This is a genomic window from Pseudomonas sp. FBCC-B1667, from assembly GCF_059133255.1.
The window spans coordinates 1,757,355-1,781,716 of the sequence record NZ_CP101437.1 but is presented as its reverse complement, the minus strand read 5'-3'; the positions used below and the strand labels follow the sequence as shown (position 1 = coordinate 1,781,716).

Sequence of the window (24,362 nt, the reverse complement as noted above, 5' to 3'; positions counted from 1 at the left end):
CGGGAGCGAGCTTGCTCGCGATGAGGCCAGTACATTCAATATCAACGTTGTCTGACAGTCCGTCATCGCGAGCAAGCTCGCTCCCACAGGTTTTGTGGCGAGCCCCGGTTTCAGGGTTCGACCTGAGTCCACTGTTTATTCAGGCGTTTATCGGAGATCGGCACCTTGGTCCCCAATTGTTGGGCGAACAGCGAAACCCGGTATTCCTCCAGCCACCAGCGGTACAGCTCCAGCTGCGGATCACGCTTGCCTTCCTGGGCATGTTTGTTGGCGCGGGTCTGGTATTGCGTCCAGAGGCCGGACAATTCGCCGCTCCACACCCGATCCCGTTGCACCTGAGCAGCGATTTTCTCGAAACGCTGCTCAACCGCTTTCAGATAACGCGGCAATTCCTTAAGCCACGCCATCGGTGTTTCACGGACAAAACCGGGATAGACCAAGTGACTGAGCTGCTGCTTGATGTCGTTCAGGGCCACGGCTTGCGCCAGGTCGATCTTGCCCTTGAAGCGTTTTTGCAGGCCATGCCACAACTTGAGGATGTCCAGGGTCAGCTTCGCCAGGCGCTCGGCGTGGTCGGTCCAGCCGCCACGTTTGCGCTCGGCCAACGCCGCCAGCCCGGCACCATCGCGCGGCAACGGGTCTTCGCCATCGAGAATGCAGCTGTCGAGACTGGCCAGCAGAATGTCTTCCACCAGACTGTCGACGCGCCCCATGTCGCGGTACATCAGGCCCAGCTCGGTGAGCCCCGGCAATTTGCCGCGCAGGAATTTCGCGGGCTCCGCCAGTTGCTGCATCAGCAAACGCTGCAACGCGCGACGATGCTGGAATTCGGCTTCGGCCGGCGTCGAGAAACGCCCTTCCTTGACCGTACCGGCCTCTTCAACCAACGCCGGATAGACCGTCATCGACAGCCCGGCAATCTTTTGCTGGGTTTTCTCGGCGACGGCGGCAAAGACTTTGGCTTCCACCGGTTGCTGGCTTTTCGCGGTTTGCGGGACCGCCAATGCGGCCTGGCTGGCTTCGGCAAAGCGCGCGGTCAGTTCCGCCAGATCACGCCCTTCGCCCAGAAACTTGCCCTGGCCGTCGACGATTTCCAGGTTCATGCGCAAATGGCTGTCGACCTGCTGCGACGCTTCTGCCCACGCTTCGTCGCTGACCCGCGCGCCGGTCATGCGCAGCAATTCGCGGCCCAGCGCCAGCGGCAATGACCCTTCGGCGAAGGTCATGCGCTGCAACGCGGCTTTGACGAAGTCCGGCACCGGCACGAAATTCTTGCGCAGGGCCTTGGGCAGGTTGCGTACCAGCGCAATGCACTTGGCTTCGATCACGCCGGGCACCAGCCACTCCAGACGTTCCGGCGGCAGCATCGGCAGCAACGGTGCCGGCACGCGCAAGGTCACGCCATCGCGAGGGTGGTTAGGCTCGAAGTGGTAACTCAACGACAGTTCCAGATCGCCAATGTGCAAGGTGTCCGGGTAATGCAGGGCGGTGACTTCGCTGGCCTCGCGGGCCAGCACGTCTTCTTCGCGCATGATCAGCAGCTGCGGGTCTTTCTGGCTGTTGACCCGGTACCAGCTATCGAAGGTCGCCGTCTGATGGATCTCCGCCGGCAACCGCGCATCGTAAAAGGCGAACAAGGTTTCTTCGTCGGCGAGGATGTCGCGACGGCGGGCCTTGGCTTCCAGTTCGTCGAGTTGTTCAAGAAGTTGCGCGTTGGCCGTCAGGCATTTCGCCTTGGACTGAATCTCGCCGCGCACCAAGCCTTCGCGAATGAAATACTCACGGGACACCACCGGATCAATCGGCCCGTAATGCACCGGCCGGCGGCCGACCACGATCAGCCCGAACAACGTGATTTGCTCAAAGGCCACGACCTGACCGCGCTTCTTCTCCCAGTGCGGCTCGAAGTGGTTTTTCTTGATCAGGTGCCCGGCCAGCGGCTCGATCCAGTCGGCGTCGATCTTGGCGACCATGCGCGCATAGAGCTTGGTGGTTTCCACCAGTTCGGCGGTCATCAGCCATTGCGGACGCTTTTTACCCAGTCCGGATGACGGGTGAATCCAGAAACGCCGCTGACGGGCGCCGAGGTAATCGCCTTCATCGGTTTTCTGGCCGATCTGACTGAGCAGGCCCGAGAGCACCGCTTTGTGCAGTTTCGGATAATCCGCCGGCTCTTTGTTGATGTTCAACTGCATGTCGCGGCAGATCAGGCTCAACTGACGGTGCGAGTCGCGCCATTCGCGCAATCGCAGGTAATTGAGGAAATTTTTGCGGCACCAATTGCGCAACGGGCTCGCCGTCAGCACCTGACGCTGTTCTTCAAAACCGCGCCACAGATTCACCAGCCCGGCGAAGTCCGAGTCCACATCCTTCCATTGAGCGTGCGCCTGATCTGCCGCTTGCTGGCGCTCCGGCGGACGCTCGCGCGGGTCTTGAATCGACATGGCGCTGGCGACGATCAGCACTTCCTGCAAGCTGCCGAGTTTCGCCGCTTCCAGCAGCATGCGGCCCATGCGCGGGTCCACCGGCAAGCGCGCCAGATTGCGCCCCAGCGGGGTCAGCTGACTGTTGCGGTCCACCGCCGAGAGTTCTTGCAACAGGTTGAAACCGTCGCTGATCGCCTTGCCGTCCGGCGGTTCGATAAACGGGAAGTCGGTGATCTCACCGAGACGCAGGTGCAGCATCTGCAAAATAACGGCCGCGAGGTTGGTCCGCAGGATTTCCGGATCCGTAAATTCCGGACGCCCCATGAAATCGTCTTCACCATAGAGACGGATGCAGATGCCGGGCTCGACCCGACCACAGCGACCTTTACGCTGGTTGGCGCTGGCCTGGGAAATCGCCTCGATGGGCAGGCGCTGGACCTTGGCGCGGTAGCTGTAACGGCTGATGCGCGCGGTGCCGCTGTCGATCACGTAACGGATGCCCGGCACCGTCAGCGAGGTTTCCGCGACGTTGGTTGCCAGTACGACGCGGCGTCCCGGGTGCGACTGGAAAATCCGCTGCTGCTCGGCTGGCGACAATCGCGCGTACAACGGCAGGATTTCGGTGTGCTTGAGCTGCGCCTTGCGCAGCATGTCGGCGGCATCGCGAATCTCGCGCTCGCCGGGCAGGAACACCAGCACATCGCCGGGGCTCTTGCGTTCGCTGCGTTCGAACGCGGCGATTTCATCGAGGGTGGCGAGAATGGCCTGATCCACGGTCAAGTCATCCTCGACGCGGTTGCCCTCTTCGTCTTGCTCCAGCGTCAGCGGGCGATACCAGGTTTCCACCGGGAAGGTGCGGCCGGAGACTTCGACAATCGGCGCATCGTCGAAGTGCTTGGAGAAGCGCTCCAGGTCGATGGTGGCCGAGGTGATGATGACTTTCAGGTCCGGGCGTCGCGGCAGCAGGGTTTTCAGGTAACCGAGCAGGAAGTCGATGTTCAGGCTGCGTTCGTGCGCTTCGTCGACGATGATCGTGTCGTAGCGTTCGAGGTAGCGGTCGTTCTGGGTTTCCGCCAGCAGGATGCCGTCGGTCATCAGTTTGATCAGGGTGTTGGAATCGCTCTGGTCCTCGAACCGCACCTGATAGCCGACCAGCGCACCCAACGGCGTCGCCAATTCTTCGGCCACCCGGCTGGCGACGCTGCGTGCCGCAATCCGACGCGGCTGGGTGTGGCCGATCAGGCCATGCTGGCCGCGCCCGATTTCCAGGCAGATCTTCGGCAACTGGGTGGTTTTACCCGAGCCGGTTTCGCCCGCGATGATCAGCACCTGATGCTTGAGCAGCGCTTCTTTGATTTCGTCGCGCTTGGCGGCGATCGGCAGGCTGTCGTCATAACGAATCACCGGCAAACTGGCGCGCCGCGCCAGCACCTGATCACAGGACGCCTGCATGCGCGTCACCCACAGGGCCAGCTTGGCCTCGTCAGGCTTCTTGCGCAGCTCAAGCAACTGCCGCCGCAGCCGGTGGCGGTCGGCGAGCATGGCGTGATCGAGGTTTTTCAGCAGTTTGTCGATGGAGGGCGATTCGTCGGTCATCGGGTACGCAATTCAGTCGTCTAGTGGCGCAGGGTGGCGATTGTCGCAGATTTGCGCGGCCCTGTGGCGAGGGGGCTTGCCCCCTCGCCACAAAAGCCCACTAGCCAAAGTGGGTTATTCGTTTTCGAGGCCTTTGCGCCGATACGGGAACACGTCGATGATTTTTCCCGCCCGAATCGCTTCCTGCAGGCTTTTCCAGTAATCAGCGTTGTACAACTCGCCGTGCAACTGATCAAACAAGCGCCGCTGACCCGAGTCAGCAAACAAAAACGGCGGAAACTCCTCGGGAAACACATCCAGCGGGCCGATCGAATACCAAGGCTCCGACGCCATCTCGTCTTCCGGCGTACGCGGTTGCGGGATGTGGCGAAAGTTGGCCTCGGTCAGGAAGCAGATTTCGTCGTAGTCATAAAACACCACGCGACCGTGGCGGGTGACGCCGAAGTTCTTCAGCAACATGTCGCCGGGAAAGATATTCGCGGCCGCCAGTTGCTTGATCGCCAGACCGTAATCATCCAGCGCCTCATACACCTGCGCCTCGTTGGCGTTTTCCAGGTACAGGTTCAACGGCGTCATCCGCCGTTCGGTCCAGCAGTGGCGGATCAGCACGGTGTCGCCTTCCACCGACACCGTGGACGCGGCCACTTCGAGCAATTCTTCCAGGCATGCCGGGTCGAACTTGCTCAACGGGAAACGGAAATCGGCGAACTCCTGGGTATCGGCCATGCGCCCGACGCGGTCGACGCTTTTGACCAGACGGTATTTCTCAATCACCGTAGCGCGGTCGACGTTCTTTGACGGCGAGAAGCGGTCCTTGATGATTTTGAATACGGTGTTGAAGCCCGGCAGGGTAAACACGCTCATGACCATGCCGCGGACACCGGGGGCCATGATGAACTGGTCATCGGTATTGGCCAGGTGATTGATCAGCGCCCGATAGAACTCGGACTTGCCGTGTTTGTAGAAACCGATCGAGGTGTACAACTCAGCGATGTGCTTGCCCGGCAGGATGCGCTTGAGGAACCCGATGAACTCCGCGGGCACCGGCACGTCGACCATGAAATACGAGCGGGTGAAAGAGAAGATGATCGACACATCCGCTTCGTCGGTAATCAGCGCATCGATCTGAATCCCCCGACCTTCGCGGTGCAGCAGCGGAATCACCAGCGGCCACTGCTCGTCCCGGGTGTAAATGCGCCCGACCAGGTAAGCCCCTTTATTGCGGTAGAGCACCGAGGAAAACAGTTCGACGCTCAACTCCGGGTCCTTGCACACCCAGTCCGGCAGGTTCTCGCGCAATTGCGCTTCGAGGCGATTCAGGTCGCCGGCCAGGTCCGCGTAATCCTCGCTGAAACGGTAGTCGGCAAAAATGCTCGCGAGCATGCCGGACAACTGGCCTTGAGGTTTGTACGTACGGGTTTGGGCGGCGCGGGCCCGGCGCAGACTCGGCCGGGTGGTGTGGATGAACATGCAGCCATCGCTGATCAGGTCATGGCTGAACAATCCGCAGAAAATCGAGTTGTACCAGGTTTCGGACAATTCATCATCGAACCGCAGGTCGATCAGCGTGATGTACGCGCTTTTGACCAGCGGCCAGCAACTGACATCCAGCGTGTCGCTGTCAAACGCGACGCGCAGCCGCTCCACCGTTTCACTGACTTTTTCTTCATAGAGATTGATTCGCGCAGCCGACGCAATTTGCGCCTCCTGCCATTGGGCCTGTTCGAAGCGGGCTCGCGCACCGTCGGTGATCTGACGGAAATGCTCGCGGTAATCGTCAAAGCCATCGAGGATCATTCGGGCGATATCGGCGGCTGGCCATTGCTGCGGCATGGTGAGACCTCTGCGGGAATTCGTGAGCCCTGAGCTTAGCCAGTGAACCGGGTGCAGGAGAAGCGTAATTTTCCACTGCAGTTATTTGCCCGTTTTTCGGTTGCCATCGATCAGGCACTCGGCAACACTCTCGTCCCCATAAAGGAAGGAGAGCAGCGTGAACCCCGTCGATATCGTCCGTTTACTGTCACTGGCGGCCATTTGGGGTGCGAGCTTTCTGTTCATGCGCATCATCGCCCCCGTGATTGGCACAATCCCCACTGCGTTTTTTCGCGTGTCGATTGCCGCGACCGGCCTGCTGATTATTCTCGGGCTGATGCGCATCAGCTGGGATTTCAAAGGCAAACTCAAAACCGTGATGCTGCTCGGGGTGATCAACTCCGGGATTCCGGCGACTCTGTATTCCGTGGCCGCCCAGGTGCTGCCGGCCGGGTACTCGGCGATCTTCAACGCCACCACGCCGTTGATGGGCGTGTTGATTGGCGGGTTGTTTTTCCATGAACGACTCACCGCCGCCAAGCTTGGCGGGGTATTTCTCGGATTGTTCGGTGTGGGCGTGCTGACCCGCGCGGGCCCTGTGGCGTTCGACCTGCAATTGCTGATGGGCGCCCTCGCCTGCCTGATGGCCACGACGTGCTATGGCTTTGCCGGTTTCCTCGCCCGCCGCTGGCTGGACCAGGCCGGTGGCCTCGACAGCCGTTTGTCCGCGCTGGGCAGCATGCTCGGGGCGACGCTGTTTCTGTTGCCGCTGTTCGGCTACAGCGTGATCAGCCAGCCGCCGGCGAGCTGGGGCGGCTGGCATGTCTGGCTGTCGTTGCTGGGGTTGGGGCTGGTGTGTACGGCGCTGGCGTACATCATTTATTTCCGTTTGCTCAGCTCGGTCGGGCCCGTGCGGTCGATGACCACGACCTTCCTGATCCCGCCGTTCGGGGTGTTGTGGGGGGCGTTGCTGCTGGATGAGCCGTTGTCGATGGCGCATATCTATGGCGGCGTGTTAATTGCGGCGGCGTTGTGGTTGGTGTTGAAGCCGGCGGTGGATAAAGTGGCTGAGGTGACTGCCAAATAAAGTTGTGGTGCGGCTGATTAAGCCATCGCGAGCGAGCTCGCTCCCACATTGGATCTCCTGTGAACACAATATTTGTGAACACTGAGATCACTGTGGGAGCGAGCTTGCTCGCGATGGCGATAGTCCAGACACTACAAGGCCGACTGACTCACCTCCCCATCCACCAACCGCCGAATTTCCAGCGGATTAGCGTTCTGCAACGCCTCGGGCAGCAACGCATCCGGATAATTCTGGAAGCACACCGGCCGCAGGAACCGATCGATCGCCAGTGTCCCCACCGACGTCCCCCGTGAGTCGGACGTCGCCGGGTACGGCCCGCCATGCACCATCGCTTCGCACACCTCGACCCCGGTCGGATAACCATTGAGCAGAATCCGTCCGACCTTCTCCTGAAGCATTTCCGCCAGCCAGCGGTACTCCAGCAACTCCTCGGCCTCGCCAATCAACGTCGCCGTCAATTGCCCGCGCAACCCCTGCAGCGCCTCTTCCAACTGCGCACGGCTCTCGACTTCGACAACGATGGTGGTCGGCCCGAACACTTCTTCCTGAAGCAGCTCATCCCCCTTGAGCAACAAACTCACGTCAGCCTTGAACACCTGTGGCTGCGCTTGATTACCCTGTTGCGGCCGGCCCGCCAGGTGCGTCAGGCCCGGATGTTCGTGCAGCTCACCAAGGCCCCGGCTGTAGCTGAGCAGCGCACCGGCGTTGAGCATGGTTTGCGCCGGTTGCTGGTTCATGCTGGCGCGAAAAGTTTCCAGGAAGGTGCTGAACTGCGGCGAACGCAGGCCAATGACCAGGCCGGGATTGGTGCAGAACTGGCCGCAACCCAAAGTCACCGACCCGGCCAGTTGCGCAGCAATTTGCTCGCCGCGTACCGCCAGTGCTTCGGGCAACAGGAACACCGGGTTGATGCTGGACATCTCGGCAAACACCGGGATCGGTTGCGGGCGGGTTGCGGCCATGTGGCTCAGGGCATTGCCACCCTTGAGCGAACCGGTGAAGCCCACTGCCTGAATCGCCGGGTGCTTGACCAGCCACTGACCGACGCCCCCGCCGTAGATCATGTTGAACACGCCGGCTGGCATTTCAGTGCGTTCAGCGGCACGGATGATCGCGTCCGCCACCCACTCGGCCGTCGCCATGTGACCGCTGTGCGCCTTGAACACCACCGGGCAACCGGCGGCCAGGGCCGACGCGGTATCGCCACCGGCCGTGGAGAACGCCAGCGGAAAGTTACTCGCGCCAAACACCGCGACCGGCCCTAAGCCGATACGGTACTGACGCAGGTCCGGGCGCGGCAATGGCTGGCGCTCCGGCAGCGCCCGATCAATGCGCGCACCGTAGAAATCCCCGCGACGCAGGACCTTGGCAAACAAACGCATCTGACCGCTGGTGCGCCCCCGCTCGCCCTGAATTCGCCCGGCCGGCAACGCGGTTTCGCGGCACACGGTGGCGACGAAATCATCGCCGAGTGCATCGATTTCATCAGCGATGGCGTCGAGAAACCGTGCGCGCTTTTGCGCACTCAGGTTGCGATAGACCGGGTAAGCGGCGGCCGCAGCGTTGGCGGCGGCATCCACTTCGGCTTCGCTGGCCTGAAAAAACGTGCCCGGCAGCGGTTCGCCAGTCGTCGCGTCGAGGCTTTGCAATTGCAATGTGCCGTTGGCGCTGCGGCGACCGCCGATGTGGTTGTGTCCCAGTGGCAATGTCATGGAAGGTTCCTTTTGAAAGGCTTAAAGCGCACGCACCTGGCCGATAGCCAACGGCTGGGCGCTTTCGCCGATGCCGTTCACCAGTGGCGCACCAAACTCATCGAGGCTGATCTGGAAGCGATCACCCGGTTGGGTTTTCACGCCGTCGGCAAACGACAACGTGGCGGTGCCGAAGTAGTGCACATGGACATCGCCGGGGCGCAAGAACTGCGTGTATTTGAAGTGGTGGAACTCGAGGTTGGCGAGGCTGTGGCACATGTTGTCTTCGCCGCTGAGAAATTCTTTCTCCCAGACGGTTTCGCCGTTGCGCTTGATACGGCTGGTGCCCGCCAGATGTTTGGGCAGTTCACCGACGCGCAACTCAGGACCGTAAGAGCAATAGCGCAGTTTCGAATGCGCCAGGTACAGGTAATTTCGGCGTTCCATCACATGGTCGGAGAACTCGTTGCCCAAGGCATAACCGAGGCGATACGGCTGGCCGTCGTCGCCGATCACATAGAGGCCGGTCAACTCGGGTTCTTCACCGGCGTCTTCGGCAAACGGCGGCACCGGAAAATCCGCGCCGGGACGCACGACGATGCTGCCGTCGCCTTTGTAGAACCATTCCGGCTGCGCACCAACCTGCCCGGCGACGGGTTTGCCGCCTTCCAGGCCCCACTTGAAGATCCGCATGGTATCGGTCATGCCAGCTTCGACGGCGCCGTCCTGCTGGTGCATCTTGTCCCGTGCCGAGGCGCTGCCCAGATGGGTCAGGCCGGTGCCGCTGATCAGGCAATGGGCCGGGTCTTCGTGGTCCAGCGGTGGCAGAACGTTGCCTTGCTGCAACAGCTGCGCGTAATCGGGCCCCGGTTCGGTGCCGCGCCGGGCGACCTCTTCTTGCAGGCTACGCTGGGCGCGGATTGCCGCGAGGGCCAGTTCACGGGTGCTGCCGGTGCCATTAAGCACCTGGACCTGTGCACCCTCGACGAGGCCGACCTGGCGCTCGCCGGCGGTGTTTTCAAATTGAATCAGGCGCATGACGGCCTCCAGAAAGTCAGGGATGGCGCCGTACGTTTACGGCGCCTCAAGGTCACTCGATGATGTTGAAGTCGCTCAGGTACTCATCGGAGATTTCCAGGCCCAGGCCCGGCTTATTGTCGTCGAGCTGAATGTAACCGTTGACCGGTTGCGGCTCGCCCTTGAACACGTAGTAGAAAAGTTCGTTGCCGACCTCGACGTCGAACACCGGGAAGAACTCAGCCATTGGCGAGGCGGTGGTGGACAGGGTCAGGTGGTAGTTGTGCATCTGCCCGGCGTGGGGAATCACTGGCACCGACCAGGCTTCGGCCATGGCGTTGATCTTGCGCGCAGCGGTGATGCCACCCACGCGATTGGTGTCGTACTGGATCACGTCGACGGCGCGGCGTTCCAGCAGGTCCTTGAAGCCATAGGAGGTGAATTCATGCTCACCGCCGGAGATTGGCATGATCCCCATTTTTTTCAGCTCGATGTAACCTTCGATGTCATCGGCGATCACCGGCTCTTCGAGCCAGCGCGGTTCGAACTCAGCCAGTTTGGGCAACATGCGTCGGGCGTATTCCAGGGTCCAGCCCATGTAGCATTCGAGCATGATGTCGATGTCAGGGCCGGCCAGGTTACGCAATGCACGCACTTGCTCGATGTTCTTGCGCATGCCCGCCGGGCCGTCTTTCGGGCCGTAGCCAAAGCGCATTTTCAGCGCGGTGAACCCTTGGTTGAGATAACCCTGGGCTTCTTCGAGGAACAGGTCGAGGTTGTCGTTGGCATAGAGCTTGGAGGCGTAGGTCCAGATCTTTTCCTTGGTCCGCCCGCCGAGCAACTTGAACACCGGTTTGTTCACGGCTTTGCCCATGATGTCCCAGATGGCGATGTCGATCGCCGAGATCGCCGCCATGCCAATGCCTTTACGGCCCCAGGCGTGGCTTTGGCGGTACATCTTCTGCCAGATGTATTCGTTGTCGAAGGGGTCTTCGCCGATGGCAATCGGTGCCAGGTAGGTGTCGATGATTTCCTTGGCTACGCGCGGCGCCAGGGCACAGTTACCGATGCCAACGAGGCCGGTATCGGTCTCGACTTCCACCACCAGCCAGCCGTGAAAACGGAACGAGCCCATGGCGTCGCCGCGCTCGAACAGGATGTCGCTGGCGTTGGTGCAGAAGTGCGCTTGAGGCGGAACGACTTTGCCTTTCCACTCAAAAACGCGGGTACGGATGGCTTTGATTTTCATGAATACAATTCCTTGCACTGCCGGCTTCTTGTAGTTGTTGGGTCGCTGCGCAGAACCGCTGGGGTCGCGGGTTCCAGGCATTCGATGGAGCGACTTTAGCCAGCGCTCGGGGGTGCGGATAATCACTTATGCGTATCCGGCGATAACCTGGGGTGATCGCAAAAAGCGGTTATTGGCTGGATCGAGTTATCAGCCACAACACAAATAAATGTGGGAGCGAGCCTGCTCGCGAAGGCGGTGTGTCAGTTGACATGAATGCTGTCTGACACACCGCTATCGCGAGCAAGCTCGCTCCCACAGGGGATTTATGTTGTCTTAAAGATTGGGATCAGTAGTTGTTGGTGCCCATCCGGCATGCAATCTCGAACGCCTGGCGAATCGCACCGACGTTCGCCTTGCCTTGCCCCGCGATGTCGAATGCGGTGCCGTGCGCCGGGGTGGTAATCGGAATCGGCAAGCCGCCCTGTACCGTCACGCCACGGGAGAAGCCCATCAACTTGATCGCGATCTGGCCCTGGTCGTGATACATCGTGACCACCGCGTCGAAGGCACTGGCATCGCCCTGCACCTTGAGGAAAATCGTGTCTCCCGGGTACGGCCCTTCCGCTGCAATGCCCAACGCCTGGGCGGAGCGCACAGCGGGGCCGATGATGTCCAGTTCTTCGCGACCGAACGAGCCGTTGTCGCCGTTATGCGGGTTCAGCCCGCACACACCAATGCGCGGCTTGGCCAGGCCGTTGCGCTTGAGCGCGGTGTCGATCAGCTGAATGGCTTCCACCACGCGCGCTTGAGTGAGCATGCCGGGCACTTCAGCCAGCGCCACGTGGGAGGTCACCCGCGACGTCCACAGGTTGTCGAGCACGTTGAACTCGCAGAACGGCCCGTGGAAATCCAGCAGCTCGGCGAACCAGTGCAACTCATCGCTATGGGCCATACCGGCCATGTGCAGCGAGGTCTTGTTCAGCGGTCCGAACAGCACCGCATCCGTGGTGCCGGCCTCGGTCAGGCGCAGGGCCTTTTCCAGGGTGTCGAGGCTGTAGCGGCCCCCAATGATGCTGGCTTCATTGCGCGCAAATTCGCCAATCGTGTCGCCGCGAAAGTCGAAGAACAGTGGCGTGTCATCCACGAACGACAACTGCTCCAGCGACTCGACGCGACGGTACGGAAACTCCGTCCCGGCAATGCGCATGCCGCGACGCATTTCCGCCTCGTCGGCGATCAAAATCACATGGGCCTGGCTGCGCACCTCGGGTTCGGCGAGCAGGCGTGCAATCAGTTCCGGGCCGATGCCGGCCGGGTCGCCCAGGACCATCGCGATGGTGGATTTGTTCATGCTTCACTCCTCAAGGATTCAGGCCGCGCCCGGTCAATGGCGCAAGGCTCGCAGCGATAGACTTGCTGCGCGTTGCTGTAGAAAAGTCGTTGCTGATCGGCGCTCGGAAAATCGGCAACGATGGCTTTGAAACCGCTGTAGATGTCGTCGAACGAGCCGCACAGGCTGTCCACGGGAAAGTTGCTGGCGAACATCGCCCGGTCGCTGCCGAACATCGCAATGACTTCGCGCACGATCCAGGCGTTGTCCTTGGCATGCCAGCGTTGACCGCCCTGCCCCAGACCGGAAATCTTCACCCGCACGTTCGGCCACTGCGCCAGCCGCGCCATCGCCAGGCGCCAACCGGCCAGGCCTTCGGCACTGCGGTCGTTGGGCAATCCGGCGTGGTTGAGAATCAGCGTGATGCCGGGAAAGTCCCGGGCCAGGCGCTCGGCTTCGTGCAAATTCCACCAAGGAGTCTGCAAGTCGAAATGCAGGCCCAGGCCCTCGAGCGCGGCGTAACTGCGCCGCCAGTGCTCGTTGCTCATCAAGCTGCGAATGTGCCCAACCTGCTCCGGCGCGATCGGGCCGCCGGGCTTGTGGCGCACGCTGCGCACGCACTTGAAACCGGCTTGTTCGGTCAGCACCGCGATGGCGTCCGCATGGTCGAGCCAGGCTTGCGCGACGATGGCGTTTGGCACGCCGTAGCGAGCGGCCAGGCCCTCGACGAAACGGGTTTCGCCAATCGGGTCTTGCGGGTTCCACTCCGTCTCGACGTACACCGTTTGCACGACGTTATGGACACCGGCATCGGCGAAGTAGTCATCGGGAAAATAGCGACGCTTGATCGCGCTGTAATCACCGTAGCGAAACGCGATGTTGGCCTCGGGCGCGAGCCACGGATGGTCATTGATCGCGGGGTCCCAGAAGTGATGATGGGCGTCTACGATCGGGCCGTCCCACAGCTTAGTCATGGCGCACCTCATCCAGGCTGATAAACAATGTGGCCAACACGAAGACCGCCGAGCACGCCGCGAAGAACCCCAGCACCGGCGCAAACCCTCCGGCCATTTGCACAATAACGCCCACCAGGATCGGCACGGCAATGCCGCCCGTGCTGCCGGCCATGTTCATCACGCCGCCGATCAAACCGACTCGAGCCGGTGCCGCCAGCAACGCCGGGAAGCTCCAGTAAAGACTGCCCCACATCAGGAAAAACGCGGTCATGGCCAACAATGCCACCGCCGCAAACGGATCGCTCAGGGTCGGCAGCAACAGGAACGCGCCCAACGCCACGACCCCGGAAAACGCCAGTAGACTCTTGACCGCCACACCGCGGCTCACACCTTTGCGAATCAAGCCATCGCAGAGGAAACCACCGGTCAACGAGCCCAGCGCACCGCAGATGAAAATCACGAACGTCGCTGCGCCAATGCCTTTGATGTCGAAGCCGCGAGCCTGCGACAGATAACTCGGGCCCCAGGTCAGCAAACCGAAATAGACCATCGCCCAACTCGCACGACCGATCAGCAAACCCGTCAACGAGCGGGCCGCGATGCCCAGGCCCTTGACCGGCGCACGGGCGGCTTCGGCAGCCGGCGTGGCGCGTCCGGCGTTGATCTTTTCCAGCTCTTGGGCATTCACTTGCGGATGCGTGGCCGGGTCATCGCGCAGGTAACGCCGCGCCAGCCATGCCAGCACCAGCGTTGCGAGGCCGGCGATCACGAACGCCAGACGCCACGAATCCAGAGAAGCAATCAGGTACGCAATGATCAGCCCGCCCAGTGCCACGCCCAACGGGCTGCCACTGTCCATCAGCACCGCACCGCGACTGCGCTCGCTCGGCGCCAGCCACAGGGAAATCAGCTTGCCGCCGGACGGAAACAACGGCGCCTCGGCAGCCCCCAGTGCGACGCGGGCGAACAGCAGTGACACGCCTCCCGTGGCAAACGCGGCGATAACCTGAAACGTCCCCCACAACCCCGTGGACCAACTGATCACCCGGTGCGGGCCAAATCGGTCGATCAGCCAGCCGCCGGGAATCTGCAACAGCGCATACGCCCAGAAGAAACTGCTGAGGATCAGCCCTTGCAGGCTCGGTGACAGAGAAAATTCATGGGCGATGGTCGGCATCGCAATCGACAGCGACACCCGATCGATCAGGTTGACCATGGTCAACGCAAAGATGATCGCGAAAATCCGCCAGCGCACGCTGCTGGCTTTGCTCGCACCGGAGAGCGGGACGGCCGCTGCCGTTGATTGAGCACCTTCTGATTGAACACATGAGTTGCGCAGATGCAGGGAAGCACTGGGACGAGCCATGGTGCGTACCTCGATTATTATTCTTGTGGTGACGACATGCCGCTGCGTGGCGGCGTTGGTGAGCACTATCGAAGGCTCAGTGATAACCGTCTAATCAAAACTTGAAATCAGGCGATAGCCTCGAGTTATGGCATGCCTGGCTTTCAAGCAGCTTTCAATGGATAGCAGCCTTTTGGGCTTTCCTTGAAAACGGCTCTGGCGCATAGCCTGGAGCGTCAGTCGCCACTTTCACTGCCAAGACCTATAACCCCAGGCTATCGGTGTATGTATTGTTTTGACTAGACGCGGAGCCGGTGGCTTCACACACTCAGGCCAGGCTTGCAGCTTCACTGCATCGACAAGTCACTCATAACAACTACAAAAACGAGGCTCTTCCATCATGCGAAATGCATTCGTCCGTCGCACGTCCCGTCTGGTTCTTGGCTGCACACTGATCGCCGCTGGCGCCCTTCCCGCTTTCGCTCACGCTGCCTGGCAGCCGGACAAGAATGTCGAAATCGTCGTCGCCGGGGGCCCTGGTGGCGGCACTGACCAACTGGGGCGCCTGATCCAGTCGATCATCACCACCCACAAATTTCTCGATGTGAATACCATCGTCTTGAACAAGGGCGGTGGCAATGGCGCCGAAGCCTTTCTCGACCTGAAAATGAACAAGGGCGACCCGGAAAAACTGGTGATCGGCACCAACAACATTTACCTGTTGCCGCTGGTGTCCAAGCTCGGTTACCAATGGCAGGAGCTGACGCCGGTCGCCGCCGTGGCCGAGGATGACTTCATTCTCTGGAGCTACAAAGACGCGCCGTGGAAGGACGCCAAGGGTTTCTATGCCGCGGTCAAGGCGGACCCGTCGAACCTGCGCATGGGCGGCAGCCAGTCCAAGGATGTCGACCAGACCCTGACCCTGCTGCTGAACCAGACCAACGACGCCAAACTCGTCTACATCCCGTTCAAGAGCGGCAGTGAAGCCGCGACCCAACTGGCCGGCAAACACATTGCCGCCAACGTCAACAACCCCAGCGAAAGCATCAGCCAATGGCGTGGCGATCAGGTCGAGCCACTGTGCGTCTTCAGTAAGGACCGCATGAGCTACACCGAGAAAGTCGCCGGAGATAGATCCTGGGCCGACGTGCCGACCTGCCACGAACAAGGCCTGGGCATCGACCAGTACCGCTTCCCGCGCACCGTGTTCATGCCCGGCGATGTCACCGCCGAACAGCGGGCGTTCTATGTCGAGCTGATGCGCAAAGTCACCGAGACGCCGGAGTTCAAGGCGTACGTGAAGCAGAACGCGCTGGTGCCGACCTTCCTCGAAGGCGAGCCGCTGACCGCCTACATTGAGAAAGACACCGCCCGTGTGACACCGGTGTTCAAGGAAGCCGGCTGGCTGAAAAACTGAGTCGCCAACGGCCGTTCGCACGCGCGCGGCCGTCACCTGCTGGAGGTGTTTCATGTCCCATTCTTCGGATTCACCGGCGCTGGTCGGCACCCGCTGGGTCGAGCTCGGCCTGACACTCTTCACCGCGCTGATCGGCGCGGTGGTGATGTTCGGCAGCGTCGAACAAGGTATCGGCTGGGGCGATTCCGGCCCCGAGCCGGGTTACTTCCCCTTCTACATTGGCCTGCTACTGAGCGCCGCCAGTGTCGGCAACGGCGTGTTGACCGTGGTGCGCTGGCAAGCCCTGAGTGTTTCATTCGTCAGCCGCAGTGCGTTCAAGCAAGTGCTGTCGGTGTTCATCCCGATTGCGCTGTTCGTTGGCGCCATGCCGTTCACCGGCATCTACGTGGCCTCGGCCTGTTTCATCGCCTGGTTCATGTGGCGTGACAAGGTCCGCGTCAAACCCTACGGCAAGCTGATGATCGGCACGGTGTCGCTGGGCGCTGTGCTCGCCAGCTACCTGATTTTCGCGCTGTGGTTCAAGGTCCCGCTGGATGCCGGTCCGATGGGCGACTGGATTGCCCTGGCCGGGAGAAATTTCAAATGAGCGAGTTCGATTCCCTGCTGCAAGGCATGAACCTGATCCTGACTCCGGGCCATATCGGCCTGATGGTGATCGGCGTGCTGCTGGGCATTCTGGTCGGCGTTTTGCCCGGCCTCGGCGCCCCCAATGGCGTGGCGTTGCTGCTGCCGCTGACGTTCACCATGTCGCCGGTGTCGGCGATCATTCTGCTGTCGTGCATGTATTGGGGCGCGCTGTTCGGCGGCTCGATCACTTCAATTCTGTTCAACATTCCCGGTGAGCCCTCATCGGTGGCGACGACGTTCGACGGTTACCCGATGGCCCGCGAAGGTCGCGCCGCCGAAGCCCTGACCGCCGCGTTCAGTTCCGCACTGATTGGCGCGCTGGCCGGGGTGTTGCTGCTGACGTTTCTGTCGACAAAAATTGCCGCGTTTGCCATGTCATTCAGTTCGCCAGAGTTCTTCGCGGTGTACCTGTTGGCGTTCTGCACGTTCATCGGCATGAGCAAGAACCCGCCGCTGAAAACCGTGGTGGCGATGATGATCGGTTTTGCCATGGCGGCGGTCGGCATGGACACGGTGTCCGGCAACCTTCGCCTGACGTTCGATCAGCCAATCTTGATGACGGGCATCAGTTTCGAAGTGGCGGTGATCGGTTTGTTCGGCATCGGTGAAATCCTCTGCACCGTCGAGGAAGGCCTGGTGTTTCGCGGCGAGCATGCGCGTATTACGCCGATGATCATCTTGCGCACCTGGGCCAAGTTGCCACGTTACTGGTGGACGATTGTGCGCAGTACGCTGGTCGGTTGCTGGATGGGCATCACGCCGGGCGGCCCGACTGCCGCCTCGTTCATGAGCTACAGCCTGGCGCGGCGTTTCTCGAAGAACCGCGACAACTTCGGCAAAGGTGAACTGGAAGGCGTGATCGCCCCGGAGACTGCCGACCACGCGGCGGGCACCAGCGCCCTGCTGCCGATGCTGACCCTGGGCATTCCCGGTTCGGCCACGGCGGCGGTGATGCTCGGTGGCTTGATGATCTGGGGCCTGCACCCTGGCCCGACGCTGTTCGTCGAGCAGCATGATTTTGTCTGGGGCCTGATCGCGAGCATGTACCTGGGCAACGTGGTCAGTCTGATCGTGGTGTTGGCCACCGTGCCGCTGTTCGCCTCGATCCTGCGGATTCCGTTTTCGATCATCGCGCCGATCATCATCATGGTCTGCGCCATCGGTGCCTACTCGGTGCACAACTCGTTCTTCGACGTGGTGCTGATGCTGGGCTTCGGCGCGCTGGGTTATCTGTTCAAGAAACTCGGTTATCCGATTGCACCGCTGGTGTTGGCAGCGGTGTTGGGCGACAAGGCTGAAGATGCGTTCCGTCAGTCGATGCTGTTTTCCGATGGACATTTGGGGATCTTCTGGTCCAACCCACTGGTGGGCAGTCTGACCACGGCGGCGCTGCTGATGCTGTTCTGGCCGCTGATTTCGAAGGCGCTGGGTGGCCTGATAGGCCTGCGCAAACCCCACGTCGCCAATCCCAAATCGGTGCTTTGACACAGCAATGCTGGCAACGCCTGACAATTGTTGTCAGGCTTGCCGCAGACTTCCTTGCGAGCCACGGCCCATGACCCGAATTCCTGCTGCCAATGTGATCCACAGTCGACTGCGTTTGCGCCAACTGCGGCTGATGCTGGCGTTGCAGGAATTCGGTTCGTTGCGCCGCGCCGCCGACCACATCGGCATGACCCAACCGGCCGCGACCAAAATGCTCCACGAGGCCGAGGACTTGCTCGGCGTCGAGCTCTTCGAGCGTCTGCCTCGGGGCATGCGTTCTACCCCGTTCGGTGAAACCGTCATTTACTACGCACGCATGGTGTTCGCCGAACTCAGCGGCATGCGCGAGGAACTGGTGGCGCTGGAGTCCGGCAACCTTGGCCGCGTGGCGGTCGGGGCAATACCAGCACTGGCCTCGGGGTTGCTGACCCGCACCATCGCGACCCTGAAACAGAGCCATCCGCGCTTGTCCATGAGCATCCAGGTCGATACCAGCGACGTGCTGGTGCAAGCGCTGTTGCAGGATCAACTGGATATCGTCTTGGGGCGGATTCCCGCCGGTGCGCGGGCCGAGGAGTTGCTGTTTGACAGCCTCGGTGAAGAAGCCTTGTGCGTGATCGCCGGGGCGAAAAACCCGCTGGCGCAGGAGAAACAGCTGAGCTGGGCGGAACTGCAGCACATGACCTGGGTGCTGCAACAGCATCCGAGCCCGATGCGCGCCATCATCAATCAGGTGTTCCACAACGCGCGGGTCGACATCCCCAGCAGCATTGTCGAAACCACCTCGATCATGACTTTGCTTTCGCTGGTGCAGCAGACCGACATGCTCGGCGTCACGCCGGTGTCGGTGGTGGAAGACTATCCGGGGCGGGATTTGCTGGCCATTTTGCCGATCAAGTTCGAAGCGCGGCTGCCGCCTTATGGACTGATCACCCGGCGTCATCGCATTCAATCGTCGGCCATGCAAGCGTTCATGAATTCGGTGCGGGCCGAGCACGCGCTGGCTGTCACATAAAAAGGCCCGGAGCATTGAGTGCTCCTGGCCTTTTTCGGTTCACGCGCTTTTACGGAACACGAAGACCAGACCGACGATGATCAGCAGCATGCCCAGCAGGCTCAACGCCGCCAGCTTGTTGCCGAAAATCAGGTAGTCCATCACCGCCGTCACCGCCGGCACCAGGTAAAACAGACTGGTGACATTCACCAGATTGCCCCGGGCGATCAAGCGGTACAGCAGCAACGTCGCCAGCACCGACACCACCAGCCCCATCCACACCACCGGCACGATGAACCCGATGCTGTGTTCAAAATGAAACGGCTGGAACGGCACGAAAATCCCGCACAGCAACAGCCCGGCGAGGTATTGCACAGGCAGTGTGCCGAGGGGATTGTCAGTGATGCGTTTCTGCATGATCGAACCGAACGTCATGCTCGCCAGCGCCAGCAATCCGAAGAGCATGCCAGCCACCGACATGCCGGCCAGGCCAATACCCTGATACACCACCATGATCAATCCAGCCAATCCCAGCCCCAGACCGAACATCCGGCTGAGGGAGCGCTGACGTTCCATCAGCACCACGGTGAGTATCGGCTGTATGCCCATGATCGTCGCCATCACCCCGGGAGTGACTTTCAGGTCCAGGGCCAGCAGATAGAAAATCTGATAAGCCCCCAGCAACACCACACCCGTGGCCATCGCATACAGCATCGGCTTGCCGCCCTTGGGCAATTTCAGCTTGAGCCACGGCACCAGCAGCACCAGACCGCACAAGGCGATAGCGAAGCGAACCAGCAAAAAAGCAAAGGGCGATGCATGCGCCAGGCCCCATTTGGAGAAGATCGCCCCGCTGCTCCACAGCAGGACGAACAGGCTCGTGGACGCCGCCGCGAGCGCGGATTGTTTCGAAAGGACAAACATGAAGACCACCTGTAGTCAGGCAAAAGCCAACTCAGCCGAAGCTGAAATTCAGTAGTTTTTTCAGACGGGCAAAGGGCAACAGCAAGGAGCCGCTGATCAGCCCGAAATGCCAACACCCGGCGGTGATACGACTGCGTACACCGGCGTGCTACGGACAGGCGGGGGGTAATGACTGATCTGCGCAGGCTGCTGATTCCCGCACGGCATGACGGCAGCGTTGACCGCTGAATCGACTACCGCGTTGATGAGGGATGCAGGCATGGGCTGATCTTTTGGGAGGGCCGTGCTGGGTGAGCAGGCGAGTGCCGACTATAACCAGCGCCGGACATCGATTGCAACCTACAGAAACGCTCCAAACAGCCTTTAGCTAAGCGCGAAACTTTCAGCAGCGACCTGTCGCATTACGTGATTAAATTAGAAAAACAATGACGATATCGATTAAAGCGTCAGAAAGCGAAGCCGATAAAACATCAAACGCATATTGCGACAAGGAAAGCAGCTCATGCTTAACCCAGACCTTCTTGGATTGGACGCCCCCGTGGTATGGGACACACAGCTGGCATTCCTTCACCTGAACCAACTCGAATACGCGGACACCAAGCGCACCGCCGAGCGGCGCTTGCACGAACTCGATCTGCTTCCCCCCGAGCTCACAGCGTCAAGCCTGCGTGATGAGTCCGGCCGCCAGCCGACACCTTCGGTCCTTGCGTCGGATATTGAAAAAGCCCGCACCAAACGCAAATTGGTGCTGTTCGTCCAGTTGCTGCGCACCGCTGACGACGCCGATTTTTTGCACGCCAACGATGCCCGGGGCGCTCGCTACTGGCTGCCACTGGCCACACAACATGTTGACGCATCGCAACTCACTGACGCGCTGCAACGCCTCCAGCTCCACCTCGCCAAACCCATCGTCATCTTCCCGAGTGGTCGCCTCACTGCGGTTTGCCGACACGCCAGCGTACCGCCGAATGTCGAATGGGGACTGCTGAGCTATCCCGCCGTGCTGGAAGAAAACCGTCAACATACAACGGTCGATTCATTGTCGGTGCGCACGCCACACCTCAAGCGCCTGGAAGCTGAAAGCCTGCAGATTATTCGCGAGGCGGTCGCTGAAGCAGAGAATCCCGCCATGCTGTATTCGATGGGAAAGGACAGCGCCGTGATGCTGCACCTTGCTCGCAAGGCCTTCTATCCATCAGCCCCGCCCTTCCCGCTGCTGCATGTGGATACGCGCTGGAAATTCCAGGAGATGTACCTGTTCCGCGACTTCATGGCACGGGAAAGCGGCATGGAACTGTTGGTGCATATCAACCCGGAAGCCATCAACAAAGACATCAACCCCTTCGATCACGGCTCAGCCCTGCACACCGACATCACCAAGACCGAAGGCCTCAAGCAGGCGCTGGATCACTACAGGTTTGATCTCGTCTTCGGCGGCGCGCGCCGGGATGAAGAAAAATCCCGGGCAAAGGAACGTATATTTTCGTTCCGCACCCAGAGCCATCACTGGGATCCGAAACAGCAGCGACCCGAGCTGTGGAATCTCTACAACGCGCGTAAAAACCAGGGCGAGAGCATTCGGGTCTTCCCGCTCTCCAACTGGACAGAACTCGACATCTGGCAATACATCTATCAGGAAAACATTCCGGTCGTGCCGCTCTACTTCGCCAAGGAAAGGCCCGTCGTGGTGCGTAACGGCATGACACTCATGATCGACGATGAGCGTATGCCCCTGCTGCCCGGCGAGAAGATCGAAGCCAGGAACATCCGCTTTCGTACCCTTGGCTGCTATCCCCTGACGGGGGCCGTGGAATCGACTGCCACCAGCGTCGCCGACATAGTGCTGGAGCTGCTGGGGTCCAACGGCTCCGAGAGAGAGGGGCGAGCCATTGACCGTGACAGCTCAGCCAGTATGGAAAAGAAAAAACAGAAGGGCTATTTCTGATGGTACTCAAAGCACACACCACCGCCGACCACCGGCCCTCGACGATTGAAGCCTACCTTGAACAGCAACAAGGTCAGGACCTGCTGCGTTTTATCACCTGCGGCAGCGTGGACGATGGCAAAAGTACCCTGATCGGACGGCTGCTGTGGGACGCCCGACAGCTGACAGACGATCAGTTGAGCGCACTGAAAAACGAATCGAAAAAATATGGCACCCAAGGCGAGGACATAGACTTTGCCTTGCTGGTTGACGGCTTGTCGGCTGAACGCGAACAGGGCATTACCATCGATGTGGCCTACCGATATTTCGCCACTGCCAAACGCAAGTTCATCGTTGCCGATACCCCGGGCCATGAGCAATACACACGCAACATGGTCACCGGTGCTTCAACGGCCGACGTAGCAGTCATCCTGGTCGATGCTCGGCAAGGCGTGCTGACGCAAACGCGGCGACACGCTTACCTGGTCTCGCTGATGGGGATTCGCCAGGTCGTGCTGGCGGTCAACAAGATGGACCTGATCGATTTTGATCCGGACACTTTTCAACGCACCGTCGACACCTTTCAGGCGTTCGCGCAAACACTGGGTTTTGAAAGCATCACACCCATCCCGGTCAGCGCACTGAGGGGTGACAACATCGCTCAGCGCTCAATCAACACGCCTTGGTATTCAGGACCGACGCTGATGGGATGCCTGGAAACCATTGCGGTCAACACCGTCGAATCCGAACGCCTGGTGTTTCCTGTGCAATGGGTCAACCGACCTGATGCGTCGTTTCGCGGGTACAGCGGCTATGTCGCTGAGGGCAAGGTCAGTGTTGGCGACGAGGTCCGGGTCACCCTCTCCGGGCACACGGCAACCGTCACTGACATCGTCAGCATGGACGGCCCGATGCAGGAAGCGTCGTGTGGTGATGCGGTGACGTTGAAGCTCAGCCAGGAAATCGACACCTCGCGGGGCGATATTCTTGCCCTGAGCCAACGCCCACTGGAAACCACCGACCAGTTTGAAGCAACCCTGGTGTGGATGAATGAAGAGCCGGGCCTGCACGGTCGTAACTACGACATTAAACTGGCTACGCAATGGGCTTCCGCGTCGATCACCAACATCAAGTATCGGGTCGATATCAATACTCTGGCCCACGATGCCTGCACGCAGTTGCTCCTCAATGACATCAGCGTCTGCACCCTGGCACTCAGCAAACCATTGGTCTACGACAACTATCAGCACTCCAGAACGCTGGGCGGCTTTATTCTGGTGGACCGGATCAGCAACGTCACGGTGGCCGCTGGAATGATCACCCACAGCCTGCGACGCGCGCAAAATGTGCATAAGCAAGTGCTGTCGATTACCCGCGAAAACCGCGAAAAGCTTAATGGGCACAAGGGCAAGGTCATCTGGTTTACCGGTCTCTCCGGCTCGGGCAAATCGACGCTCGCCAACGCACTGGAAGTCGAGTTGCATGCAAGCGGTTACCGTACCTACCTCCTCGATGGCGACAACGTTCGCCAAGGGCTCAACAAAGACCTCGGCTTCACCGACGCGGACCGTGTGGAGAATATTCGACGCATCGCCGAAGTCGCCAAACTAATGATGGATGCCGGGTTGATCGTCATGACCGCTTTTATTTCACCGTTCCAGCGGGAGCGGCAAATGGCGCGGGAACTGATCGGTGAAGATAACTTTGTGGAGGTGTATGTCAGCACCCCGCTGGAGGTCTGTGAACAGCGGGACGTGAAGGGGTTGTACAAGAAGGCGCGGTCAGGGCAACTGCCAAACCTGTCGGGTGTGGGCAGCCCTTACGAAGCCCCTGACGCCGCTGACTTCGAAATCGATGCCGGACAGATAGAACTGGGTAATGCAATTACTCAATTAATGCGCTCTATCAAACAGTAATTGATTACCCAGGCATAAAAAAACACCCCGAGCTCCGGGGTGTTTTTTTGATCGGTGCAGGTGAAAACTGCCTCTAGAACCCATCCATGCTCAGAGATACCACGACGTCTGCGTCGGGATTCTTCCGGAGTTATCAATTAACCCTTGGTGGATTTGATATCAAACTTTGACGGGCTGGTGCATGCAAAACGGCTTACACCTTCTTGCTGGATGATCTTCACGGTGTAGACACCGGATTTCAGCGCGCCGATGTCTATGACACCGGTGAAACCAGCCATTTCCAGGTCTGGCTTGGCGAAAGCTTTGGCCACGTCTGGACGCGAGGAACGAACCAGAGGTGCTGTCATCGCAACCTCTCCACCCGAAGAAATAATCTGGAGAGAAACGTCTTTAGGCACAGTACCCGCCGCCACGTTGTAGGCCCATCCCCACACTTCAAACGGTGCGCTTGTCGAAAGCTTTGCTTCAGCTTTCGGACTGTCCAGAGAGCAGTAGCTATTGACCGCGATATCCTTCGGCTTGCCCGCATCACAAGCAGCCAGAAGACCCAACATAGCAACCGCTGGCAAGTACAAATAGCGCAT

Annotated in this window: 18 protein-coding genes; 7 read left to right on the top strand and 11 right to left on the bottom strand. The window is 60.2% G+C overall.

The genetic code is table 11. The features are described 5' to 3' along the window. Nucleotides 1–110: 110 nt before the first annotated feature. Entirely contained in the window at nt 111–4,022 is a 3,912-nt protein-coding gene (gene hrpA, locus NL116_RS07895) for an ATP-dependent RNA helicase HrpA (RefSeq protein WP_494376698.1), read from the bottom strand. Nucleotides 4,023–4,136: 114 nt separating this feature from the next. Then, nucleotides 4,137–5,855, bottom strand: coding sequence for a bifunctional isocitrate dehydrogenase kinase/phosphatase (gene aceK / locus NL116_RS07890; protein WP_494376697.1), 1,719 nt, complete (start codon nt 5,853–5,855; stop codon nt 4,137–4,139). 157 nt (nt 5,856–6,012) lie between these two features. Here aceK and NL116_RS07885 point away from each other — a divergent pair, with 157 nt between their 5' ends. Then, nucleotides 6,013–6,921, top strand: a complete 909-nt coding sequence (locus NL116_RS07885) for a DMT family transporter (protein WP_494376696.1) — start codon at nt 6,013–6,015, stop codon at nt 6,919–6,921. A gap of 131 nt (nt 6,922–7,052) precedes the next feature. Here the strand turns inward: NL116_RS07885 and NL116_RS07880 are convergent, their stop codons facing one another. From NL116_RS07880 to NL116_RS07855, 6 genes are all read right to left on the bottom strand, one after another. Then, nucleotides 7,053–8,633 (bottom strand): aldehyde dehydrogenase (NADP(+)), encoded by a 1,581-nt coding sequence (locus tag NL116_RS07880; RefSeq protein ID WP_494376695.1) that lies wholly within the window; start codon nt 8,631–8,633, stop codon nt 7,053–7,055. Between the two features lie 21 nt (nt 8,634–8,654). Continuing rightward, nucleotides 8,655–9,650 carry an AraD1 family protein gene (gene araD1 / locus NL116_RS07875; protein WP_494376694.1) on the bottom strand — a complete coding sequence of 332 codons (996 nt, stop codon included), beginning with the start codon at nt 9,648–9,650 and terminating at the stop codon, nt 8,655–8,657. A gap of 52 nt (nt 9,651–9,702) precedes the next feature. Further along, nucleotides 9,703–10,878, bottom strand: a complete 1,176-nt coding sequence (locus NL116_RS07870; protein ID WP_494376693.1) for an L-rhamnonate dehydratase — start codon at nt 10,876–10,878, stop codon at nt 9,703–9,705. A 328-nt stretch (nt 10,879–11,206) separates the two neighbouring features. Beyond that, entirely contained in the window at nt 11,207–12,211 is a 1,005-nt protein-coding gene (locus NL116_RS07865; RefSeq protein ID WP_494376692.1) for a 4-hydroxythreonine-4-phosphate dehydrogenase PdxA, read from the bottom strand. Continuing rightward, nucleotides 12,208–13,164: an amidohydrolase family protein gene (locus NL116_RS07860; protein ID WP_494376691.1), complete on the bottom strand. Its 957-nt coding sequence runs from the start codon at nt 13,162–13,164 to the stop codon at nt 12,208–12,210. Before NL116_RS07860 ends, NL116_RS07865 begins: the two co-directional genes overlap by 4 nt. Then, on the bottom strand, nt 13,157–14,512 hold the full coding sequence (locus NL116_RS07855; protein ID WP_494376690.1) for an MFS transporter: 1,356 nt from the start codon (nt 14,510–14,512) through the stop codon (nt 13,157–13,159). The genes NL116_RS07860 and NL116_RS07855 overlap by 8 nt, the downstream gene beginning before the upstream one ends. Nucleotides 14,513–14,891: 379 nt before the next feature. Here NL116_RS07855 and NL116_RS07850 point away from each other — a divergent pair, with 379 nt between their 5' ends. The 4 genes from NL116_RS07850 (at nt 14,892) to NL116_RS07835 (ending at nt 19,035) form a co-directional block, all read left to right on the top strand. Then, the gene (locus tag NL116_RS07850; protein WP_494376689.1) at nt 14,892–15,908 is read left to right on the top strand and encodes a Bug family tripartite tricarboxylate transporter substrate binding protein; all 1,017 of its coding nucleotides are present in this window, start codon (nt 14,892–14,894) and stop codon (nt 15,906–15,908) included. Nucleotides 15,909–15,960: 52 nt separating this feature from the next. After that, complete coding sequence (locus NL116_RS07845) at nt 15,961–16,494, top strand: tripartite tricarboxylate transporter TctB family protein (RefSeq protein WP_494376688.1); 534 nt, start codon at nt 15,961–15,963, stop codon at nt 16,492–16,494. After that, nucleotides 16,491–18,020: a tripartite tricarboxylate transporter permease gene (locus NL116_RS07840; RefSeq protein ID WP_494376687.1), complete on the top strand. Its 1,530-nt coding sequence runs from the start codon at nt 16,491–16,493 to the stop codon at nt 18,018–18,020. Before NL116_RS07845 ends, NL116_RS07840 begins: the two co-directional genes overlap by 4 nt. 70 nt (nt 18,021–18,090) lie before the next feature. Further along, nucleotides 18,091–19,035 carry a LysR family transcriptional regulator gene (locus NL116_RS07835; RefSeq protein WP_494376686.1) on the top strand — a complete coding sequence of 315 codons (945 nt, stop codon included), beginning with the start codon at nt 18,091–18,093 and terminating at the stop codon, nt 19,033–19,035. A 39-nt stretch (nt 19,036–19,074) separates the two neighbouring features. Here NL116_RS07835 and NL116_RS07830 read toward each other — a convergent pair whose 3' ends face one another. Together NL116_RS07830 and NL116_RS07825 are read right to left on the bottom strand one after the other, a co-directional pair. Further along, nucleotides 19,075–19,938 (bottom strand): DMT family transporter, encoded by an 864-nt coding sequence (locus NL116_RS07830; protein ID WP_494376685.1) that lies wholly within the window; start codon nt 19,936–19,938, stop codon nt 19,075–19,077. A 96-nt stretch (nt 19,939–20,034) separates the two neighbouring features. Then, the gene (locus NL116_RS07825; RefSeq protein ID WP_494376684.1) at nt 20,035–20,199 is read right to left on the bottom strand and encodes a hypothetical protein; all 165 of its coding nucleotides are present in this window, start codon (nt 20,197–20,199) and stop codon (nt 20,035–20,037) included. Nucleotides 20,200–20,977: 778 nt separating this feature from the next. On the opposite strand from NL116_RS07825, the gene cysD reads away from it, so the two are divergent. Both cysD and cysN read left to right on the top strand, forming a co-directional pair. Then, a complete protein-coding gene (gene cysD / locus NL116_RS07820; protein WP_494378021.1) occupies nt 20,978–21,883 on the top strand; it encodes a sulfate adenylyltransferase subunit CysD in 906 nt (301 codons plus the stop codon). Further along, nucleotides 21,883–23,778, top strand: coding sequence for a sulfate adenylyltransferase subunit CysN (gene cysN, locus NL116_RS07815; RefSeq protein ID WP_494376683.1), 1,896 nt, complete (start codon nt 21,883–21,885; stop codon nt 23,776–23,778). The genes cysD and cysN overlap by 1 nt, the downstream gene beginning before the upstream one ends. A gap of 137 nt (nt 23,779–23,915) precedes the next feature. Here cysN and NL116_RS07810 read toward each other — a convergent pair whose 3' ends face one another. Further along, nucleotides 23,916–24,362, bottom strand: coding sequence for a hypothetical protein (locus tag NL116_RS07810; protein ID WP_494376682.1), 447 nt, complete (start codon nt 24,360–24,362; stop codon nt 23,916–23,918).

What these genes read in the sequence shown, in the direction of transcription:
- hrpA (WP_494376698.1), bottom strand. Translation starts at nt 4,022, where the DNA reads ATGACCGACGAATCGCCCTCCATCGACAAACTGCTGAAAAACCTCGAT.
- aceK (WP_494376697.1), bottom strand. Translation starts at nt 5,855, where the DNA reads ATGCCGCAGCAATGGCCAGCCGCCGATATCGCCCGAATGATCCTCGAT.
- NL116_RS07880 (WP_494376695.1), bottom strand. Translation starts at nt 8,633, where the DNA reads ATGACATTGCCACTGGGACACAACCACATCGGCGGTCGCCGCAGCGCC.
- araD1 (WP_494376694.1), bottom strand. Translation starts at nt 9,650, where the DNA reads ATGCGCCTGATTCAATTTGAAAACACCGCCGGCGAGCGCCAGGTCGGC.
- NL116_RS07870 (WP_494376693.1), bottom strand. Translation starts at nt 10,878, where the DNA reads ATGAAAATCAAAGCCATCCGTACCCGCGTTTTTGAGTGGAAAGGCAAA.
- NL116_RS07865 (WP_494376692.1), bottom strand. Translation starts at nt 12,211, where the DNA reads ATGAACAAATCCACCATCGCGATGGTCCTGGGCGACCCGGCCGGCATC.
- NL116_RS07860 (WP_494376691.1), bottom strand. Translation starts at nt 13,164, where the DNA reads ATGACTAAGCTGTGGGACGGCCCGATCGTAGACGCCCATCATCACTTC.
- NL116_RS07855 (WP_494376690.1), bottom strand. Translation starts at nt 14,512, where the DNA reads ATGGCTCGTCCCAGTGCTTCCCTGCATCTGCGCAACTCATGTGTTCAA.
- NL116_RS07850 (WP_494376689.1), top strand. Translation starts at nt 14,892, where the DNA reads ATGCGAAATGCATTCGTCCGTCGCACGTCCCGTCTGGTTCTTGGCTGC.
- NL116_RS07845 (WP_494376688.1), top strand. Translation starts at nt 15,961, where the DNA reads ATGTCCCATTCTTCGGATTCACCGGCGCTGGTCGGCACCCGCTGGGTC.
- NL116_RS07840 (WP_494376687.1), top strand. Translation starts at nt 16,491, where the DNA reads ATGAGCGAGTTCGATTCCCTGCTGCAAGGCATGAACCTGATCCTGACT.
- NL116_RS07835 (WP_494376686.1), top strand. Translation starts at nt 18,091, where the DNA reads ATGACCCGAATTCCTGCTGCCAATGTGATCCACAGTCGACTGCGTTTG.
- NL116_RS07830 (WP_494376685.1), bottom strand. Translation starts at nt 19,938, where the DNA reads ATGTTTGTCCTTTCGAAACAATCCGCGCTCGCGGCGGCGTCCACGAGC.
- NL116_RS07825 (WP_494376684.1), bottom strand. Translation starts at nt 20,199, where the DNA reads ATGCCTGCATCCCTCATCAACGCGGTAGTCGATTCAGCGGTCAACGCT.
- cysN (WP_494376683.1), top strand. Translation starts at nt 21,883, where the DNA reads ATGGTACTCAAAGCACACACCACCGCCGACCACCGGCCCTCGACGATT.
- NL116_RS07810 (WP_494376682.1), bottom strand. Translation starts at nt 24,362, where the DNA reads ATGCGCTATTTGTACTTGCCAGCGGTTGCTATGTTGGGTCTTCTGGCT.